This is a genomic window from Paenibacillus sp. NRS-1781 (assembly GCF_050467745.1).
Classification (GTDB): domain Bacteria; phylum Bacillota; class Bacilli; order Paenibacillales; family Paenibacillaceae; genus Paenibacillus; species Paenibacillus terrae_A.
The window spans coordinates 101,912-121,001 of record NZ_JBITPI010000038.1; the positions used below are offsets into that span (position 1 = coordinate 101,912).

Below are 19,090 nucleotides of genomic sequence, written 5' to 3' on the forward strand. Positions count from 1 at the left end.
AAAATGGAAAATGTAAGCCAGTGGTACTGGATTCACTGTTTGTCCCCACTACATATCGGCTCGGGAGAAGGACTAGGAGCGATTGACCTGCCTATCATGCGCGAGAAGGTGACGGAGTGGCCCATGATTCCGGGCAGCAGCATGAAAGGAGTAAACAGAGATTATTATCATGCACAAAAGGAAAAGGAATTTTGGTGCAAGCAGGCATTTGGTCAATCTAACAGTAATGGAGCAGAGGCTGGGGCGCTTGTTTTCTCGGATGGGCGAATCCTTGCTTTTCCAGTAGCTAGCCGATATGGAACCTTTGCTTATGTGACTTCTCCTATGGTCTTGAAGCGTCTGGCACGTGATGGAGAAGCGATGGGATTGTCCTTTGGGATACCCGATTTGAATCTATTTGAGGAGGATATAAAAAAAGGTGAGGTAGCTTGGGTAACTACACAGGGTGTAGTGGATCATGAGCAGCAGATTTTTATGGATGAGTTCTATGGAAAAATTAAAAAATCGCAGGAATTTGCCGAATGGGCAATTTTGCTGGCGAATAAACTGTTCAAAGCAAGTGAGACGGATTCAAAAAAGCTGTTCACTGAGCGGTTGGTGTTAGTATCAGATGACACATTTAGATACTTTACTACGATGTGTTGTGAAGTGAATCCTCGTATTCGTATACAGGAAGAGACGAAAACAACTAAAGAAGGCGCGCTATGGTATGAGGAGTATGTCCCCACGGAAGCCATTTTTTATGGGATGATCTGGTGTGATCGGGTTAATGGATCGTCAGATGTATCCCAACGGGCCGCCCATCTTCAACAATTAGAGAAAGAAATATTCGTACAGCTCGGAGGCAACGCAAGTATTGGCAAAGGACGTGTGCGTTGCCGACGCTCGGGAGGCGGGGATCAATGAAATCATCGCAGCATGAGTATGCACGGGTCGCTTTTGAAGGAATAAAATCACTGGAGGCGGACTCCGCTGTTGCCAAGCAATACGGACAGCTCTGCCACCGTTTTCCCTCGCTCGTCCTGACCAATGGATTGCTCTTGGCTGTTACTTTTTTTCAGTCAAAGGGAGCGGGAGATGAAAAAAATCCACATACGGTATATTTGAAGCATTTGCACAATGCGCTCGCTCTGAATCAAACATGGGAAGATGCGCTCAAAGTACAAAATGCTGCCTACCTTCATTTATCGCGACAGGTGCTGAGTGCTTCTGTCTGGTTTAAGCGTTATGCGGAGGCCATTCTGAAAATTGAGCAAGGAGCGGATACGCTGGAACAGGAGAGTTTCTAAAATGAATACCTATCTAGCTATGACGAAGAGTAACAAGCATTGGCATGGAGAAAAAATAAATTTAGAACAAGTGTTGAAGGAAAAGGGCAACAAAGACAATACCAAGGCAGCGTTCTATGAACGGATCTGTGAATATCAAAAGAACTGGACCACGGCGAAAATGGACTGGTATAAGCATTATTTTAACCAATACTACAAGCCTGAGCATTTTGTAGCAGCTACAAGGTTGTCATTCATAGTTGAATCACAAACACCGATTGTCATTGGAGATGGACATTCTGTGCTGGAGACAAGCTTGGCTCTGCACCGCATATACGGAGTTCCTTACCTGCCAGCAACTGCATTAAAGGGTGTAGCCTCACATTATGTACATCGGCAACTGGGCGACCAATATCCGACATTGAAGCGTACAGGGGATGACTTTGGCATTTTATTTGGTACACCGACGTCTGCCGGATTTGTTCAATTTCACGATGCACTTCCCACGCCAAAAAGTGTTGAACATGCTCTCAGGCAGGATGTGCTTACACCCCATCATCAGGATTACAACGGAATTATAGTAGAGCCTTATCACAAGGGCTTGGATTATAAGGCTCCACGTGACGATGATTCTCCTATCCCCGTTCCCTTTCTTACAGCGTCAGCCTGCTTCCAAATCGTATTAACCTGTGAGGGAGAGCCGGAACAGGCAACGAAGTGGCTAAGCTTGGCCAAGACGATCCTGCTTGGAGCGTTAAACACGGAGGGGATCGGTGGGAAGACCAACGCAGGGTACGGTAGACTGCTGGAAATTGAACAGATAAGTGATGAGAAAGCGGGTAAATAAGCACACGCAAATAGAAATCAATGAAATCGTAGAAGTGCGAATGTGAAGCTCACATAAAAACCCCGGATCCTTCGCACCTCGAAATTTGTCGAAAATATGTCGAATGTGAATGAAGTGTGAACGTGTGCGGCGTGCAAATTCATTAGTTGATACCTATTGTTAAAATTTATGATAAAATAGGGCTGCGAAAGATTAATTTACCCCACTTTTCGCTGTCGCACTCTATATGAGTGCGTGGATTGAAATCAGTTAAAAAACCTCTTAGACTGTTTACGCTAAAAGGTCGCACTCTATATGAGTGCGTGGATTGAAATTTCTAAATCAAAAGTTGCCTCATAGTAAAGCTCAGTCGCACTCTATATGAGTGCGTGGATTGAAATCCGTATACGGCGAACGCTCCAGCCAGCACGCCCTGGGTCGCACTCTATATGAGTGCGTGGATTGAAATTCTAATGTATTGATCGAAAGATTTTTTCTGGTTTAAGTCGCACTCTATATGAGTGCGTGGATTGAAATTAAGATTTTATTACAAATGAAGGAGCGTATATCTTTAGTCGCACTCTATATGAGTGCGTGGATTGAAATCGCTTCTGACTTGTAGTTGCAATCCCCGAAAATAACAGTCGCACTCTATATGAGTGCGTGGATTGAAATAGCTGGGAGCAGAATGTGTAATTCGCTCATCCCAATGTCGCACTCTATATGAGTGCGTGGATTGAAATCTCTATCCCCTCTCCTTGGGTAGCTATTAGAGCTGGTCGCACTCTATATGAGTGCGTGGATTGAAATGTTTCTTCATCGGATGCCACAGCATAAATCACGGGTCGCACTCTATATGAGTGCGTGGATTGAAATGCGTTAACGCTTGCCCCGTTCACGGTCACTACGATTGTCGCACTCTATATGAGTGCGTGGATTGAAATTGTCACCATGCGTTGTCCTCTACTAATAGAATGGAAAGTCGCACTCTATATGAGTGCGTGGATTGAAATTGCAAAGGAGGTGATTGACGCCATGACTGCACTTGTCGCACTCTATATGAGTGCGTGGATTGAAATCTTTGCGAGGTGGCGGCTAGTATAGCGCCATCTCCAGTCGCACTCTATATGAGTGCGTGGATTGAAATTTCTGGAAAACTGTTGAATGCCGGGGGAACAACCGTCGCACTCTATATGAGTGCGTGGATTGAAATTGTCCAACCAATCGACACTTGAAAATGAGGTCATACAGTCGCACTCTATATGAGTGCGTGGATTGAAATCTCCTGCTCCTTTTTTGATTAGAATTGATGCCCACAAATGATTAAAATGATATATCCCCATAATGCTGCTGCAATTATACCCCGAAGCACGCAGTCGATACGTTTATGTGTGTTATAGGATAACCACTCTTCTTGGTATTTTTTTAGCATCATCATTTCTCCTGCTCTTCTACATGCTCCAGTATCTCGCCTAGCTTTACCTCAAGGAAGTTTGATTTTAAATCCGTCGAGGATGCAAAACGGGTGTACAATAGTTCTCCGTATTGAGCAAAAAAATATCCCCGCCGACCAGTTAAGGTTAGCGGGGATTGTTATTCCTATCCGTTTAGTACCCTCCATGTTGTACAAGAGGTTTAATACCTTCATGACGATTATGCGGCTGAACAGGCATACCTAAGATAAACAAAAAGCTAGTCGCGACGATCAGAAGAATCATTTTTCTCAACATTGTTTATCCACACCCTCTCAATGAAATTGAAAAACTCTGCTTTGGTTTCAGGAACCGCATGGGCTTGAAAACGAGCAAACAATCCCATACAGTTTATAAAATATGTCTCATTATTTAGTGTATTCGCTTTTAACAATGCATTCATTAAATATTTAAAACCATCACTGTACATCCCTTGATGTAAATAATAGTAAGCCAATTCGTAACCAAACCACGCGAAATAATCCGGCATCACTTGTTGCGCATATATATCACCCGATGGTTGCTGTGAAAAAGACTCAATCTCTGTTTCAAACTGTTTAAGTATATCATTTACATCTATTGCATATAGGTTAGCCGCTATCATAATGTTCAGTAATTGAGTAACCCTATCTTCTTGAGTTGTATCTGTCGATGCATCTATATAGTTAAGATATTCGTGTAGCACACTTATATCTCCAGATAAAAGCTTATTCACAATAACATTAGCGTGTGACCAATGCTTGAACAAGTTGACCCAATGCTGAGTATCCTCGTCCGTCTCTTTGACCCAATCTAAATCAGCGTAGGCGTATGTATACTGTAGAGCTTGTTGGTAATTGCCTCGGGCTTCACAGACACTTGCACACAACAGGTCAGCATAAGCAACGTAACCAAATAATGGACTCTTTGTTTTCTTTGCATGCGTTCTATTCTTGCGCTTCTCCTGATGTTTCATCGAATATTGAATTTTTGCTTTCTCCTTCATTTTTCTCGCTGTTTCATCAACATCGTCCCATAGACGCAAAGACCTATACACGTTAGCCAAATCCTTCAATGCGTCAAGCTGGTCTATCTCATCCAGACGTTCGACAAAGGGTTCAAATCGTGTACCAGCTTTGAGGTTTCGACTTTGATCGTCTCCAATCTGAATCGTGAATATACGATAATGGCAGATTGCCAAACGTTCCGAATGTTGGTATTTTTCCGCTTCTGCTACACCTTCATAGAGTAGTAATGCAGCAGCATGTCTTCCCTGTGCAAATAAAGTTTCCGCAATATCATATAGTCTGGGCGAGTAAAGTAGATTGTCCATGATGATCCCCACCACTCGACGGATTGCATCCAACTTGTCCAACTCCGCACAGCGATACAAAAATGGCTCGATCCGCCTCATATTCGGTGGTAAGTCGATGATATAGTTATCTATAAACAAGTCATACAAGTGGCCTTCCGGTAAACCCATCGTCTCAGTAATTCGGTCCAGTTGGTTAACGGACATAGGTTTGTTTCTTGTCAAGATAGCACTTACTGCTCCCCGATTCATGCCTGCAATTTGCCCAAATCGTGCTAAGCTCCAACCTTCCTGTTGGAGGTAACTGTCTAATTCCGTCCGAATCGTAGGTGTATGCTTCATGTCATATCCACCCTTCACATAAAAATTCCAAGATTTTTATATTCTTGCGTTCTATTGTTGACCACAATTTAACAGTTGTCAATAATTTTTGTAACTTATTGTGAGGTATTCGCTTGAAATAGTATACATTACAATAAAAAATTATTAATTGTAATTTCATGATTTCTTTTTTAGAATATATATAAAATATGGAATCTTTTAGTATATTGAGGTGGTAGTATAATATAAGGAGGAATAATCCATGAAGAAGAAAAAAGTAATTACAACAGCTTTATCTTTGAGTTTGTTAGGGGCTGTTGCCGTGCCGAGTGCGATTTTTGCGGATTCAGGTGCTAATTCTGCAAGTCCATCGACTTACGCGACCCAAAATGAGGTGACAACACCTGTTAATCATGACAGAGTGAGTCTTTTTAGAACAAAAGATCTTTTTAATGTGAACCTTGACGGCAAGTCGCCATTAACAGAGTTCTCCATATCTCCTGGATATGGTCATGTTAAGCTACGTGTAAAAAACAACACCAGGGCGACGCTTACTTTTACCTTAAAGCATGTCGACAGTGGGAGAGATTATTTTACCAAGTATGTGGGTGCTGGTGATACATTTAATTGGTACAGCACGGATGGGTTTTCAAGCGGATTGCGCTCAGGAAACTATGAAATACAGTGGCGCGCTGGCGGAGCTTATGTTGACGCCTCAGCATGGGCTATATCAGCCACTAACCCAGATGAACTCTAATTTTAAGAGCTAAGGTTAACGACTCCTAACAAAAAAATCCCTGCCAATTCATATGCTGGCAGGGGATTTGCTATTCAATAGGATTTACTTTGTAACTGTAGCCATATTGGTCTTACCATCCCACACAACAGCAGCACCCAATGCCTCGCCCACAGCACGCAGCGGTACATAGGTTTTACCGTTAATTATACATTAATCTCGGGCAAATCTTGCCGCTCCAGTCGTAATGTCGCCGCAGCAGATCCACACCCCCAGCCACGTTCCCGCAGCATACCAGCTACCAGCGCAACAGCATCGGTCAGCGTTTTAGCGTAGTTCCCACTTTCGCAAATTTCAATACTTATGCTGGAACGGTTGCCGCTTCCCGGTTTGCCCCTGTCTCCGCTGTGCCAAGCATTTTCTGTCAATGGAATACATTCCACGGCTTCATGATCATCAATTGCAATATGAAAAGATGCCGTTCGTTTGTTAGTAGAGTTCGTTAGCCACGCACGCTCATTCGCTGCCGTGCTGGACGGGTTCCCTGTATTATGAATGGTATAATAGTAGTAGCGGACAGCGGAAGCCTCGGACGACGGTTGCAGGCCGTGTCTTGTGGTATGTGATCTTTACGGTATGTCATACTCGTCAACTCCCTTTTTTGCTTGTTGATCCAAACCGCCTTTACCCTTCAACACTTCGACCGCCTGCCGGATAACCGAAGGGATAGGTGCGCCCAGTCTCCCACCGTTTTCAATAATCGACAATAGCTCGTTTGCCATATAAAAAGTCGCACTCTATATGAGTGCGTGTAGGGTTCTGCCAGTGTTATGCTTTTAGTTCCTTTTTTTGTGTATTGAATATAGAACGCATGTTTGTATATAATTAATGCAGAAGCGTTATCTATGTGCTCCACAATGCCCAATGCGAGCTGCTAAGACTGCTTTTCTATTTTTCAAGAATCTTATAACGGCTTCAGATTACTGATAACATTTTAGTGTAATTTATGGTTGTTATTTACTCGTGGGTCTATTAATATAGTGAAGAGTTTTGAACTAATAGTTGCAAAATAAGATTTTCGTATGCGAAATATATAATCTGGGAGGACAACACGCAACATGTCAGAGTCACAATTGAAAATGGGACCGTTGGTCATTTTGATGATTAATATGTTTATTGCCATGCTGGGAATTGGTCTCATCATTCCGATCCTCCCCAAATTCATGGGTTCCCTCGGAGGTACTGGTGAAACGGGAGGCTACCTGGTTGCCGTATTCGGCTTGACCCAGTTTCTGTTTTCACCGTTAGCTGGTGAATGGTCCGATAAATACGGACGCAAAAAAATGATCATTATCGGTTTGGTGATCATGACGATTTCTTCAGTACTATTTGCTATAGGGCATTCGTTGACGATGCTGTATATATCCCGTTTGCTCGGAGGCGCAGGGGCTGCCTTTATGATTCCTCCGATGATGGCTTATATTGCCGACATTACGACGGTACACAATCGCGGTCGGGGAATGGGTTTGTTGGGCGCGGCCATGTCTCTCGGGTTTGTTATCGGCCCTGGTGTGGGCGGCTTGCTGGCAGATATTTCGATACGCACGCCTTTGTACGCTTCGGCTGGAGTATCGGGTGTAGCTGCCCTGGTTTCGTTGATTTTGCTGCCGGAAACCTTGTCGATGGAGAAACAGTTGAAGTTCCGGAATGTCAAAGCCAAACGCGACAATGTCATTAAGCAGTTTGCACTTTCTTTTCGCAAGCCGTATTTCATGCTGTTGATTATGATTTTCACCCTAACCTTTGGGCTGACGCATTTTGAAACCATGTTTCCTTTCTTTGTGACAGGCAAGTTTCATTACAATGAGCGCGATATTGCGATCATTATTACGGTAGGGGCACTGGTCGGAACGGTGATTCAGGCGGTTGTGATCAGTCCGCTGTTGAATCGTTTTGGTGAAAAAGGTGTTATTATCGGCTCCTTTCTGTTTTCCGCGATTTCTCTTGTGCTTATGCTGCTCTCTGGCAACTTTTATTATGTACTCGGGGTATCGCTCATCTTCTTTACTGCTACGTCGCTGCTGCGACCAGCCATTAATACGGCTTTATCCAAAATGGCCGGGGATGAACAGGGAGTTGCAGCCGGGATGAATAATGCCTATATGAGTATCGGTAACATTTTAGGACCTGCGCTGGCGGGTACGTTGTTTGAGGTGCATATCAATCTGCCATACATTTTCGGGGCGGTTATTCTCATCCTTAGTTTGGGACTGGCTGTAAAATGGAACAGCAAAGGTACACAAACGACAGCGGTTTAATGTTATTTTTCTTGTAAACATAGTCTCTTTTGGTGCGATCTGTGACGTTCTTGTGAACCACAGGTCGCGCCGAAGGAGACTATTTTTGGTATACATAGAGAAATGGTTAATGAAACGACTGCATCGTGGGTAATAATGCATGGTAAGTTTACAAAGGAGACGAGAGCCGATGAAAGAGTGGAATGAACAGTTATTTTATACAGGAACTTATGCACATCGCCATGAGAGAGGAATTTATGTATGCGCTTTACATGCGGAAAATGGTGATATGCGTATCATTGGAGGCGTGGAAGGAATAGAGCGTCCTTCATTTCTGGCGTTGCATCCAGATGGGACCAAGCTGTATGCTGCCAGTGAGACAGAGGAAGGCGAGCTGTATGCGTATCAGGTGCATGCGCAGACGGGAGAGTTGCACCCATTGGATCGAAAAGGGACCGAAGGAGCGCACACTTGCTATGTCTCAGTGACAGCGGATGGACGGTATGTGCTGGCTTCCAATTATTCAGGCGGGAATGCCGTTGTATTCCCGGTGACGGAAGCTGGCGGGTTGGGGGAAATGTCGGGGCAGGTCCAGCATACCGGCTCAGGTATTCTCCAGGACCGTCAGGATGCGGCACATCCGCATTCGATTATTTCTGATCCTTCAGGGCAGTACGCAATGGTATGTGATTTGGGGCTGGATCAGATTGTGGTATACCGTTTGACGGAAGATGGGAAGCTGGTGACCCATCGTGAGGCAGAGCTGCCGCCCGGCTCCGGTCCGCGTCATCTGGTTTTTCATCCTTCGCGTCCCTATGCCTTTGTGGCTAACGAGCTAAATAATACGGTCGCTGTATTTAGCTACAACGAACGCAACGGGGAGCTTCAATGGCTGCAAAGCTTGTCCACGCTGCCGGAGGGCAGCATAGATGTGGAAAACACAGTCGCAGACATTCGGATTACGCCTTGTGGACGCTATCTGTATGTGTCCAACCGAGGGCATAACAGCATCGTGCTGTACCATGTCGATCTGGACAGCGGTAAGCTGGAGACGGTTGAATGGGTGGAGACTTTTGGCAGCACGCCGCGTAACTTCAACATCCTGTCCGGGTATCTGGTTGTCGCGAATCAGGACGGAAATAACATCGTATCCTTTGCTATTCATAGCGAAGACGGACGATTGACTCGAACAGGATATGTGCTGGAAGTTCCTTTACCTGTATGCATTGAGCCTGTGCGGCAGTCATAGCGTATGCAAAAAGGCACGTTAAAAGAAGATGAAAAATAAAAACACGGCGCTTTGCTTGCCATGAACGCATGGGGCAAAGGGGCGTGTTTTAGGGTGTGAGGAGAACAGGCTCTGAAAGTTTATTTGCTGCTGTCGCCAGCTTCTACTGTTGCTGTTTTCGTATGGTTTTCCGCAGGCTTGTAGTACAAGCGGAACAGAATGTCCTGATTGTAGTTACCGAATCCAGTACCGAACAGGGTAACCCCTCCAACATGCTGGGCATCATCCAGAATGGCAATGCGGAATTTCCATTGCTTCTGATCTATCACCAGCTGGCTTAAGGTCACATCGGATATTTGCTTGCCGTCCATAAAGGTACCCTTAGACGTAACACGAAGTCTTTTGAGCAGACCGTATTGGTTGATAAAATCAGGCCACCATGCAGGTGTGTATTTCCCACGGTTATCGCCGAAATCTCCCGGGCTGGTCCAAGTCCCCAGATTCACATCGTTCAGGAAAAAGGTAATGTCCGAAGGCCAGTTGTCGTTGGTAAAAGGGGCCTCGGAGGATAGCTCCATCGAAATTTCCAGCTCCTCGGCCTTTTGGCTGGACAGGAGGAAATTGGGTACTTTATAATCCATATATCCTTGACTAAACCACAGAATTTTGGAATTGAAGCGCTCAGGGTCCAGAAACGAACGAGGCTCGTCGAATTCTCCGATAATTTTCTCGACGGTAGCCAGCCCGCAGGTTGGCTGAATTTCAAAATCGGTAAAGTGCCCGACGGAAATCTCCGTCTGATGAAATTGCCGTACATCCTGCTGATAGCGGGGCATAGCTATTTCAATTTTGTCCGTAGCCAGTGAGCATACTTTCTGAACGCCACCGCGACCGGGCAGCATTTTGGTCGAAATAATGGATGCTCTCTCCAGCTTTTTGACATGCATGGTCATGATGGCACTGCTGAGTCCCAGTGCTTCCGCCAGCTCGCGTATATTCATAGGCTTCTCCGCAAGCAGAACAATCATGTTCAGCCGAACCTCACTGGCCAGTGCTTCATATACGGGAAGTGATTTTTCAGAAATGTCCAGTTGCATAGTTCCTCCAATTCTAACGTACATCAACAATTGATGATAGTTTAACATATATGGATTTTTTTCAATATTCATACATAAAAAACGATATGATTTACATTTATATAAACAATATACCCTTTCCTTGATTGCTGGCACAAGCTTAACCCTTGAAAAAGTCAAAAATTGTTCAAAAAACAGGACACCCCATAAAACCATTCGGCGTCTGTCGGGATGTCCTGTGATGGGATGTGGTTTTAACGTTCATGCTGTAAACGATTTTGCATCGCTTGGCGTCTAGGAACGGTTATGTTCCTCCGCCAAAGAAGAGTCGGACGTTCTGTCTTTGTCTGTCGTGTGCATTTCCTGATGTTGAGAAGGATCGACCTTCATCAAGCCGGGATGACCGACATAAGGGCGATCACTCCGTGAGCGGCCCCGGGTGAGCCGGAAGCCGATCACAAACAGGACAAGCTGCACAGTTAATATGTAGGGAGAAGCCTCTGGTCCGCTCCATTGAAACAGGGCAACGGCAGCGATCACCATGGATAACAGGCTCGTTGGAAAATGGGATGCCGTCACATCCAGATCATTTTGTCTGCGCAGGGTCATCAACCGATATACGTACAACAGGGCGATCAAGCCGGAAACAAATCTCATCCATGTACACCCTATGAGCCAGGACGCAGATGGCACAGCTGCGGACAGACCAGAATGGATAGTACTATACGACATTAGTTCTACAATCAGCCGTGAGATTAGCCACACGATACCCGCCAGAGCCAACGGCCCGGCAGCGGGACGCAGCAGCTTCCATAAAGCCGTACCCCAGCCCGGAGCATGTGATTCCAGCAGAACAAGCCGACGCTCGTCGATCAGCTTGCTCATTTCGCGCTCCAGTGATTTGAGAAGCAGCTCCCTGCGGAATGCGTCACATTCTCTTAGAGATGCCTGAACCTGTTCCTGAAGGTGAGGGGTTAAATAGGGAGCAACCTTCGCTTCCTGAAGGGCATGAATCAGTCCACTCTGATGCTGGCGTGTTTCGTGGCTGCTTAAGCTGTACTGAGTAGAGGTCTGGAGAAAGCCTGCCAGCCGTCCGTAGATACGTAGCGATTCCTGTAATTCATTCAGCCGCTGCTGACGCGAATTGCGAAGCTGGGCTGCGCTGTGAGCATACAGCCATACCAGCAAGGACAATGCCAGCAGGACGGCAATCAGACCGGGTGAGATATATGCGGCCAATGCCGCGAAGTCCGTCGGGGACACCCGCAATCCCTCCTTCCATTGTTCTTTCTACACTATTGCACAGACCACACAGGCATTTCAAGGGCTTGGTCACGTCTGACAGAGATATATGAAGTATTTTTTGGTAAAATAGACAAGATTACAAGCAGGGAGGGGAGATTCAGCATGAACGAGCAATACGAGCATATAGAAAGTACCGCAGAACATCATAGAGGATCGAATCACCCGGACGGGCTGTAAGAGAAGCAGGTTTAAGCTGAGGCTAAAGCGGATAAGTAATAGTAAGTAAATCATAGACAGGAAGAAGGCAAGTACAGATGAAAGTCATTATTTTTGGAGCAACAGGAACCATTGGTCAAGCATTGGTGAAGGAGGCCATCAAGCGCAAGTATCAGGTGACGGCGGCGGTGCGTGATCCGCAGCGTGTAACGGAGCAAAGTGAGTATTTGACGGTCGTTCAAGCGGATATTTTGAACCCCGATTCCGTAACAGCCGTGGCCAAAGGACATGATGCCATGATCAGCGCTTATGGTCCCAAGTTTGGAGCTGAGGAAGAATTGCTCGAAGCAACCCGTTCTTTACTGGAAGGAACCCGGCGTTCCGGCGCAGAGCGCATACTGGTGGTTGGCGGAGCTGGTAGCCTGAAAACGGAAAACGGTGAACGCCTGATGGATACCGCCGAGTTTCCAGAGGAAGTCAAGCCACTGGCTGCCGTACATGCCGATGCACTGGAGCTGTATCGTGCTGCGGATGTGGACTGGACATATTGCAGTCCTGCCGCAATCATTGAGCCGGGACGGCGTACAGGGCAGTTTCGCATTGGCTTGGACCATGTAGTTGTTGATGAATTGGGTCACAGCCGCATCTCGGTTGAGGATTATGCAGTTGCCCTGATTGATGAGCTGGTAGAAGGGGAATTTGTAAATTCCCGTTTTACGGTCGGGTATTAAAAAAGGGATGGCACTACGGGAGGCGAAGAAGCATGTATATTGTGACCGCCGAGAGGCGCGGCGGTTGTACTGACACCGCACCCCGGCGAGATGGCTCGTCTGCTGGGCCTATCTACGGCCGAGGTGCAGCGTGACCGCATCGCCCATGCCCGGCTGTACGCCCGGACACGCGGGGTCACGCTGGTGCTCAAGGGAGCGCGTACCGTCATTGCGTGCCCGGACGGAACGGCCTATGTCAACACGACAGGCCACGCCGGGATGGCGACAGGCGGCGCAGGTGATGTGCTGACAGGGATCATCGCAGGCTTGCTGTCTCGGTCATTGCGGGGGATATCATTGAAGCCCTATAGACCAAAACAGCAAGGGCAGGAGGAAGGCCAGGATGATCTGTACCCCAAATCCACGACTCAGCCAGAGTCTTCCCGCATAATGCCTTCCCCGATAATACAGTAACGTAATCACGATACCCGCGATGCCGTTGCTCCATAAGACACCCGTTCCTTCAGGGGATATAAAAGAACCAAGCAGGAGGAAAATACTGAATCCTGCGGCAAGGTACAGGGTGAGCCGCTCCGGCTTCCGCAGCCAGGGCAAGAGATCGTGCAGCGCATCGGCGGTAAGAGCTGCCGGGAGGGCAAAACCATATGCCCACAGCTGCGCGGTCAGCTCACCGCTATTGCCTGCTATGGCTACAGGAATCCCCGTCATTGCCTCTGTTATATAGCAATAGGCCCATATCAGACCAAACACCATCCCTCCGCAAGCCAGCTTGTTCAGCGCATAACAACCCAGCTCCATCCGCCAAGGCATCTTGGGATTATATTCATTCCATGGATGTCTCATGTTGTGAGTCCTCCTTAGTACACTTCATTACAATCAGTAATCGGCAACCAATCCAGGAATTTATTTTCAATTACAATCCGCTGACGCTTTATGGCATTTCATTTTACGTTAGCTGTGTATCATGGTCCTAAGAAACACTGACAGCAGATAGCCGCGTTACGGAGAGGCGGGGATTGCATGATACAAGCGGTTATTTTTAATCTCGAAAGTACATTGTTGGACCCCGGAGGACGAGGCTTAATCCAGGGAATACGTGATATTTTCAGATGGAAGGGTGTACAGGTAACCGAAGAACAGGCATCTCATGGGCGAGGATTACCGATTCGTGATCATATTGCGAATGTGCTGGCACTTTCAGAGGTTCGGAAAAAATGGCTGGATTGCTTCGATACGCATCCCGGGAGAACGGATATCGAGCATATATATCTTGAGCTTGTGCCTGTTCTCCGTTCTTTGATCCAGGGAGCTGAGCCCACTTTCGGTATCGATAAAGCGCTGAATGAATTGCAGGATCGTCGGATTCAGTCAGGCGCTACCGCATCTTGCCCGATGGAGATGCTGGGCAACGTTTTTATGCCTGCACAGTCCCCATATGCACTGGATTGCACAGTAGCTCCCTGTGAAGTATCGCAAGGGCGCCCTTATCCATGGATGATCTATGAGATTGCACACCGCTTACAGGTTTTCCCGCTTAGCGATATTGTGAAAGTAGGAGATACGGCAGCTGATATGCAAGAGGGCAGGAATGCCGGTGTGTGGACAATAGGTGTGCTGAATCATAGCGAAGGTACGCTGATCACGTCGCAAGCAACAAGCCGTGAATCCGACGACAGAGTGGCTGAGGAACGGCGCAGGCAGAGCGTATACGGATTAAAAAGGGCGGGAGCCCACATCGTCATGAACTCGGTCGCTGACTTGCCGCGTATTTTGCGTGAAATCGAAATGCTCCAGCATACGGGCGGCTATCCTTCCTATACAAAGCAAGTAAAAACAGCGTTAATGCCTCCATCGTGAGCAACGTTGATACACTGTGGAGCGATGGATTGGATTACACGGTTCTAGGGTATATGTATGCACCACATCGGACGAAAGTGAACTTCTCAGGTTCTGGGCATACGACTGTTTTAAAATGTATCTCGAAGATTCGGATGAAACTCATGAAAAAAAGCCTTAGCCCGGTAAATACCGAGTTAAGGCTGTATCTGGTTAATTACAAATCGTCAAATCCGTTGTCCTCTCCGACCTTGCCGTAATTGCGCGATTTTGCTTCAAAAAAGTCTGTTTTTGTTGCGTTCAGCGCTTCATCCGAGAACGGCTTGATCCAAGGCATACAATTTACGTCTACGCCTTCGTAGGCTTTGTCCATACCGAGCAGTCTCAGGCGCATATTCGCCATATACTTGATATAATCGCCCAGCTCGTTCAAGTCGATGCCGCGAACCTCCTTGAGCGTGTAGTGTGCCCAATTCGTTTCCAGCTCCACTGCGCGGTCAATCATGCGGTAGACATAATCCGTATTTTCCTTCGTGTCCAGCTCAGGAAAATCAGACAGCAATTGCTTGAACACTTCGGCAAAAAAGTAGCAATGCTGATTTTCATCCCGCTGGATATACGAGATCATTTGGCTGGTCGACATCATCTTCTGATCACGGGCCAAATTATAGAAGAAAGCGAACGTACTATAGAAGAAAATGCCCTCTAAAATCAAGTCCGCCACCATCGCATGGAAAAAGGTTTGCGGATTTTGCTCATCACGGAACTCCTGGTAAATGTCTGAGATGAACGTGTTACGCTCCAGCAATACAGGATCATTTTTCCAGTATTCAAAAATTTCCTTCTGCTCCTGATCCGATACCAGAGAGGACAGCACGTAGGAGTAGGATTGGTTATGCACGACTTCCTGCTGCCCGATAATGGCTGACACAGCTTCCAGCGAGGAATCGGTAAAGTAGCGTTTTACATCCCCGACAAACATCGTTTGCATGGAGTCCAGCACGGCCAGCAGGCCGATGTTGATTTTGAACGTGCGCTGTTCTTCGGCATCCAGCGTAGGAAATTGGGACGCATCCTTGGACATCGGGATTTCATCCGGAATCCAGTGGTTCAGCAGCAACACCTTGTACAGCTTGTACATATGCGGCATGCGAATATCGTTCCAGTTCAGAATGCCGGAGTTTTCGCCTTCAATAATGCGGGTAGAGCGGTTAGGTGCTTCCGTGTTAAAAATCTTTTGTAACTGCATGGGAGATTCTCTCCTTCGTTATATTAGGATGCACAGCTATCGCATTCCTCAATCGTCAGTGCGCGACTGCGTACATAATAGGTTGATTTCATCCCTGATTTCCAGGCATGAATGTGCAGTTCCAGGAATTCAGTAGCTTTGATATCCGGGCGCACATACAGGTTAAAGCTTTGGCCCTGGTCAATATGACGCTGACGGGCAGAGGCCATGTTGATCGAAGCATGCTGATCCAGCAGGAAAGCCGTTTTGTAGTACCAGATTGTCTTTTCATTCAAGTCCGGTGCAGGGTTAGCGATCTTGTAGGTTGTTTTCTCTTCATAGGAAAGCAGCTCATACAATGGATCAATGCTGGCTGTAGAACCTGCGATGATGGACGTGGAGCCGTTAGGCGCGATGGCGAACAGCCATGCGTTGCGGACACCGTTTTGTTTGACTTCTTCCGCAAGTTCACTCCACTCTGAGGTGGTGACAAATTTGCCTTCACGCATACCGTCCGTATAGCCACGGGATGTGAAATAGTGCCCGGTAGACCAGTCAGAGCCTTCAAATTTGGCATAACGGCCTTTTTCCTTCGCCAGCTCCATGCTTGATTTTACAGCCAGATAGTTAATTTTTTCGTACAAATGATCGTTATAGGTTACCGCTTCATCGGATTCCCAACGGATGCCTTCGAGTGCGAGCAGATGATGCAGTCCGAATGTACCCAGACCGACTGCGCGATATTGGCTGTTCGTATATTGTGCTTGCAGCACCTCAATGTTGTTGATATCAATCACGTTATCCAGCATACGTACCTGAATCGGTACGAGACGATCCAGCACACCTGCCGGAACAGCGCGAGCCAGATGGATGGAGTTCAGGTTGCAGACGACAAAATCGCCGGGAATTTTGGAAATGACAATGCGTGTTTGTCCATCCTTGGTGACTAATTCCTCTTTTTCCACCACGGTCGCCGATTGGTTTTGCATAATTTCCGTACATAGGTTGGAGGAATATACCATACCGTGGGCACGGTTCGGGTTCGCACGGTTTACGGTATCGCGGTAGAACATGTACGGCGTACCTGTTTCCAGCTGCGATTTCATCAGGCGCTTCATGATGTCGATGGCAGGCACCGTAATGCGGGAGAGAATGGGATGCTGTGACGCTTCCTCATACTTCTCGCGGAAGGAGCCTTTACCAAAGCCTTCATCGTAAAAATCCTCCAGCCCCAGTGGACGGCCGCTGTCATCCTTCCAGCCCATGACCTTCTTCACTTCATGCGGGCAGAACAGGTTCCATTCGCCACGTGCTTCCACCCGCTCCATGAACAGATCGGGCAGACATACGCCATGGAAAACATCATGTGCACGCATGCGCTCGTCACCGTTGTTCAGCTTCAGATCGAGGAACGCAAGAATATCTTTGTGGAATACGTCCAGATAGACGGCAATTGCGCCTTTACGTGTACCCAGTTGGTCTACGCTGACCGCTGTATTGTTTAGCTGGCGAATCCACGGGATGACGCCGGAGCTTGTATTTTTGTGTCCACGGATGTCGGAGCCACGTGCCCGTATTTTACCGAGGTATACGCCAATGCCGCCGCCCATTTTGCTGAGACGGGCTACATCGGTGTTGGAATCGAAAATGCCTTCCAGCGAGTCATCTACGGTGTCGATGAAGCAGCTGGAGAGCTGTCCGGCGACCTTTTTCCCTGCATTGGACATGGTTGGCGTAGCCGCCGTCATATACATGTTGCTCATCGCCCAGTAAGCTTCCTTCACCAGCTCCATACGCTTGTCGGCAGGCTCCTTGTGCATCAGGTACATTGCGATGATCATATAGCGTTCCTGCGGCAGCTCCATCACCCGTCCGTCAAAATCGTTCGCCAGATAACGCTCGGACAGCGTCAACAGCCCGATGTAATCGAACAGCAGGTCATTTTTCGGCAAAATGGATGCACCCAGCTCATCAATTTGCTCCTTAGTGTAGTAGTCGAGCAGCTCTTGACGATAGATGCCTTTCTTGACCAGCTCGGTAATCAGCGGATAAAAAGCGCCGTAAGGCTCGTCCGCATAGGATTTGTAACGGCGGTGAGTAGCCGCTTTTTTATATAAGGAAGTGAGCAAAGCGCGCGCAGCGGCGAATTTCCAGTCCGGTTCTTCCTTGCTGACCAGTTCAAGCGCAGCCATCGCAAATGCGTTGCTGATTTCGTCGCCCGTGACTTCGTCCCGGCGCAGCTTGCTGACCACACCGCGAATCAGGCGATCTTTATCCAGCTTGTCCAATCCGCTGAGCATACGGTCGGCATATACGGAAATGCGTATTTCATCAAAAGCCAACTGGCGGTTGTTTGGTTTCGTTACGAGTTGTGGCATGGGATTAATTCCTCGCTTTCCTGACTTGGGAGATAAACTTGAAAATAAATGACAGTGAAAATGAAAAACGACGCTGAAAATTCCCGGGTTACTTGCTTGGTTCAGACAGCATTTTGGGGCTGTATGTAATCCAACAACATAGAAATAGCGATGCGCTTGCCAATGAAGGGGGAAAAGATGGTTCCCGTACGATTTATCGGCTACATCACTACATTTAGACGTCTTATAAATATTTAACCCAACATGTTGTGTTGAGAAACTTAAAATTTCAAATAAGCGCAAGGAGTATTATAGCAACATTTGAAGCCATACGTAAAGGAAAAGGAATGGAAAATCAAATTTTGCAGAGTAGTCGCGGGCTGCATTTGAATTGAGGCTTTGTGAACGGTACAATGAATGATAAAGATGTTTCCTACAGAAACAAGCAGCATACATATGGACTGTTTTTATGAAATAAGGTTGCTTTATCGGACAGAGGTTTTAGATTTTTAAAGAAGTGACGATTTTAAATTAAAGGAGGAACTTGGCGATGGCCATTGCAGAAGTGACAGTGATCCCGATTGGAACGGGGAGTACGAGCCTGAGCGACTACGTTGCCCAGATGCAAAAAGTGTTGAAGACGCAAAAAGGAATTACCTATGAGCTTACCTCCATGAGTACGATTATTGAAGGTTCGCTGGACGATGTGTTCACCGCTATTGCTGCGCTGCACGAAGCGCCATTCCTGTCAGGAGCCAAGCGCGTTTCCACCTCGGTTAAAATCGACGACCGCCGAGATAAGCCTTCCTCCAGTCGCCAAAAGCTCCGTTCCGTCGCAGATAAACTATCTGGCACCGCAACAGGAAACGTTACCGAACTAAATCCAAATCCTAGTTGAAAAAATGGATGTAAGTCATTGATTTTTATGTAATGAAGAGTATAATAGCACGCCTGTTGAATAA

The 19,090-nt window shown here is 47.0% G+C and carries 17 protein-coding genes, 2 pseudogenes and 1 CRISPR repeat array; of the genes and pseudogenes, 10 read left to right on the forward strand and 9 right to left on the reverse strand.

Annotated elements, in window-relative coordinates:
• The first annotated feature begins 3 nt into the window (after positions 1 to 3).
• From cmr4 to cmr6, 3 genes are read left to right on the forward strand one after another with little or no spacing between them, the layout of a single operon-like run.
• A complete protein-coding gene (cmr4, locus tag ACIFO6_RS14570; RefSeq protein WP_430041363.1) occupies positions 4 to 906 on the forward strand; it encodes a type III-B CRISPR module RAMP protein Cmr4 in 903 nt (300 codons plus the stop codon).
• Positions 903 to 1,289 (forward strand): type III-B CRISPR module-associated protein Cmr5, encoded by a 387-nt coding sequence (gene cmr5, locus ACIFO6_RS14575; RefSeq protein ID WP_430041364.1) that lies wholly within the window; start codon positions 903 to 905, stop codon positions 1,287 to 1,289. Before cmr4 ends, cmr5 begins: the two co-directional genes overlap by 4 nt.
• Position 1,290: 1 nt before the next feature.
• Positions 1,291 to 2,115 (forward strand): type III-B CRISPR module RAMP protein Cmr6, encoded by an 825-nt coding sequence (gene cmr6, locus ACIFO6_RS14580; protein ID WP_430041365.1) that lies wholly within the window; start codon positions 1,291 to 1,293, stop codon positions 2,113 to 2,115.
• Positions 2,116 to 2,329: 214 nt separating this feature from the next.
• A CRISPR array of direct repeats spans positions 2,330 to 3,376; the repeat unit is 32 nt; unit sequence GTCGCACTCTATATGAGTGCGTGGATTGAAAT.
• 410 nt (positions 3,377 to 3,786) lie between these two features.
• Here the strand turns inward: cmr6 and ACIFO6_RS14585 are convergent.
• Complete coding sequence (locus tag ACIFO6_RS14585; RefSeq protein ID WP_430041366.1) at positions 3,787 to 5,199, reverse strand: transcriptional regulator; 1,413 nt, start codon at positions 5,197 to 5,199, stop codon at positions 3,787 to 3,789.
• A gap of 241 nt (positions 5,200 to 5,440) precedes the next feature.
• Between ACIFO6_RS14585 and ACIFO6_RS14590 the strand changes: the two genes are divergently transcribed.
• On the forward strand, positions 5,441 to 5,935 hold the full coding sequence (locus ACIFO6_RS14590; protein ID WP_430041368.1) for a hypothetical protein: 495 nt from the start codon (positions 5,441 to 5,443) through the stop codon (positions 5,933 to 5,935).
• An 84-nt stretch (positions 5,936 to 6,019) separates the two neighbouring features.
• Here ACIFO6_RS14590 and ACIFO6_RS14595 read toward each other — a convergent pair whose 3' ends face one another.
• The 3 genes and pseudogenes from ACIFO6_RS14595 to ACIFO6_RS14605 all read right to left on the reverse strand — a co-directional run.
• Complete coding sequence (locus tag ACIFO6_RS14595) at positions 6,020 to 6,088, reverse strand: hypothetical protein (RefSeq protein ID WP_430041393.1); 69 nt, start codon at positions 6,086 to 6,088, stop codon at positions 6,020 to 6,022.
• A 32-nt stretch (positions 6,089 to 6,120) separates the two neighbouring features.
• Positions 6,121 to 6,519, reverse strand: a complete 399-nt coding sequence (locus ACIFO6_RS14600; protein WP_430041394.1) for a peptidoglycan recognition protein family protein — start codon at positions 6,517 to 6,519, stop codon at positions 6,121 to 6,123.
• Positions 6,520 to 6,543: 24 nt separating this feature from the next.
• Positions 6,544 to 6,708 (reverse strand): annotated as a pseudogene (locus ACIFO6_RS14605) (phage holin family protein); the annotation flags it as partial.
• 324 nt (positions 6,709 to 7,032) lie between these two features.
• Here ACIFO6_RS14605 and ACIFO6_RS14610 point away from each other — a divergent pair.
• Positions 7,033 to 8,232, forward strand: coding sequence for an MFS transporter (locus ACIFO6_RS14610; RefSeq protein ID WP_430041370.1), 1,200 nt, complete (start codon positions 7,033 to 7,035; stop codon positions 8,230 to 8,232).
• Positions 8,233 to 8,401: 169 nt separating this feature from the next.
• Positions 8,402 to 9,460 (forward strand): lactonase family protein, encoded by a 1,059-nt coding sequence (locus tag ACIFO6_RS14615; RefSeq protein ID WP_430041371.1) that lies wholly within the window; start codon positions 8,402 to 8,404, stop codon positions 9,458 to 9,460.
• A 119-nt stretch (positions 9,461 to 9,579) separates the two neighbouring features.
• On the opposite strand, the gene ACIFO6_RS14620 is transcribed toward ACIFO6_RS14615, so the two are convergent.
• Together ACIFO6_RS14620 and ACIFO6_RS14625 are read right to left on the reverse strand one after the other, a co-directional pair.
• Positions 9,580 to 10,536, reverse strand: a complete 957-nt coding sequence (locus tag ACIFO6_RS14620; protein ID WP_430041373.1) for an ArsR/SmtB family transcription factor — start codon at positions 10,534 to 10,536, stop codon at positions 9,580 to 9,582.
• 273 nt (positions 10,537 to 10,809) lie between these two features.
• The gene (locus ACIFO6_RS14625) at positions 10,810 to 11,778 is read right to left on the reverse strand and encodes a hypothetical protein (RefSeq protein ID WP_430041375.1); all 969 of its coding nucleotides are present in this window, start codon (positions 11,776 to 11,778) and stop codon (positions 10,810 to 10,812) included.
• 296 nt (positions 11,779 to 12,074) lie between these two features.
• Here ACIFO6_RS14625 and ACIFO6_RS14630 point away from each other — a divergent pair, with 296 nt between their 5' ends.
• Together ACIFO6_RS14630 and ACIFO6_RS14635 are read left to right on the forward strand one after the other, a co-directional pair.
• Positions 12,075 to 12,707, forward strand: a complete 633-nt coding sequence (locus ACIFO6_RS14630) for an NAD(P)-dependent oxidoreductase (protein ID WP_430041377.1) — start codon at positions 12,075 to 12,077, stop codon at positions 12,705 to 12,707.
• Positions 12,708 to 12,758: 51 nt separating this feature from the next.
• Positions 12,759 to 13,031, forward strand: a pseudogene (locus ACIFO6_RS14635) (ADP-dependent NAD(P)H-hydrate dehydratase); the annotation flags it as partial.
• Between the two features lie 9 nt (positions 13,032 to 13,040).
• Here the strand turns inward: ACIFO6_RS14635 and ACIFO6_RS14640 are convergent.
• Positions 13,041 to 13,550: a hypothetical protein gene (locus ACIFO6_RS14640; RefSeq protein ID WP_430041379.1), complete on the reverse strand. Its 510-nt coding sequence runs from the start codon at positions 13,548 to 13,550 to the stop codon at positions 13,041 to 13,043.
• Positions 13,551 to 13,727: 177 nt separating this feature from the next.
• On the opposite strand from ACIFO6_RS14640, the gene ACIFO6_RS14645 reads away from it, so the two are divergent.
• Positions 13,728 to 14,564 (forward strand): HAD hydrolase-like protein, encoded by an 837-nt coding sequence (locus ACIFO6_RS14645; RefSeq protein WP_430041381.1) that lies wholly within the window; start codon positions 13,728 to 13,730, stop codon positions 14,562 to 14,564.
• A gap of 196 nt (positions 14,565 to 14,760) precedes the next feature.
• On the opposite strand, the gene ACIFO6_RS14650 is transcribed toward ACIFO6_RS14645, so the two are convergent.
• Positions 14,761 to 15,792, reverse strand: coding sequence for a ribonucleotide-diphosphate reductase subunit beta (locus ACIFO6_RS14650; protein WP_430041383.1), 1,032 nt, complete (start codon positions 15,790 to 15,792; stop codon positions 14,761 to 14,763).
• A gap of 23 nt (positions 15,793 to 15,815) precedes the next feature.
• Positions 15,816 to 18,149 (reverse strand): ribonucleoside-diphosphate reductase subunit alpha, encoded by a 2,334-nt coding sequence (locus ACIFO6_RS14655; RefSeq protein WP_430041385.1) that lies wholly within the window; start codon positions 18,147 to 18,149, stop codon positions 15,816 to 15,818.
• Positions 18,150 to 18,678: 529 nt separating this feature from the next.
• Here ACIFO6_RS14655 and ACIFO6_RS14660 point away from each other — a divergent pair.
• Positions 18,679 to 19,026 (forward strand): MTH1187 family thiamine-binding protein, encoded by a 348-nt coding sequence (locus ACIFO6_RS14660; RefSeq protein WP_025682770.1) that lies wholly within the window; start codon positions 18,679 to 18,681, stop codon positions 19,024 to 19,026.
• Positions 19,027 to 19,090 lie beyond the last annotated feature (64 nt).

Excerpts from the sequence above, each read along its gene's own strand:
- cmr4 (WP_430041363.1), top strand. The coding sequence starts at position 4 with ATGGAAAATGTAAGCCAGTGGTACTGGATTCACTGTTTGTCCCCACTA.
- cmr5 (WP_430041364.1), top strand. The coding sequence starts at position 903 with ATGAAATCATCGCAGCATGAGTATGCACGGGTCGCTTTTGAAGGAATA.
- cmr6 (WP_430041365.1), top strand. The coding sequence starts at position 1,291 with ATGAATACCTATCTAGCTATGACGAAGAGTAACAAGCATTGGCATGGA.
- ACIFO6_RS14585 (WP_430041366.1), bottom strand. The coding sequence starts at position 5,199 with ATGAAGCATACACCTACGATTCGGACGGAATTAGACAGTTACCTCCAA.
- ACIFO6_RS14590 (WP_430041368.1), top strand. The coding sequence starts at position 5,441 with ATGAAGAAGAAAAAAGTAATTACAACAGCTTTATCTTTGAGTTTGTTA.
- ACIFO6_RS14610 (WP_430041370.1), top strand. The coding sequence starts at position 7,033 with ATGTCAGAGTCACAATTGAAAATGGGACCGTTGGTCATTTTGATGATT.
- ACIFO6_RS14615 (WP_430041371.1), top strand. The coding sequence starts at position 8,402 with ATGAAAGAGTGGAATGAACAGTTATTTTATACAGGAACTTATGCACAT.
- ACIFO6_RS14620 (WP_430041373.1), bottom strand. The coding sequence starts at position 10,536 with ATGCAACTGGACATTTCTGAAAAATCACTTCCCGTATATGAAGCACTG.
- ACIFO6_RS14630 (WP_430041377.1), top strand. The coding sequence starts at position 12,075 with ATGAAAGTCATTATTTTTGGAGCAACAGGAACCATTGGTCAAGCATTG.
- ACIFO6_RS14640 (WP_430041379.1), bottom strand. The coding sequence starts at position 13,550 with ATGAGACATCCATGGAATGAATATAATCCCAAGATGCCTTGGCGGATG.
- ACIFO6_RS14645 (WP_430041381.1), top strand. The coding sequence starts at position 13,728 with ATGATACAAGCGGTTATTTTTAATCTCGAAAGTACATTGTTGGACCCC.
- ACIFO6_RS14650 (WP_430041383.1), bottom strand. The coding sequence starts at position 15,792 with ATGCAGTTACAAAAGATTTTTAACACGGAAGCACCTAACCGCTCTACC.
- ACIFO6_RS14655 (WP_430041385.1), bottom strand. The coding sequence starts at position 18,149 with ATGCCACAACTCGTAACGAAACCAAACAACCGCCAGTTGGCTTTTGAT.
- ACIFO6_RS14660 (WP_025682770.1), top strand. The coding sequence starts at position 18,679 with ATGGCCATTGCAGAAGTGACAGTGATCCCGATTGGAACGGGGAGTACG.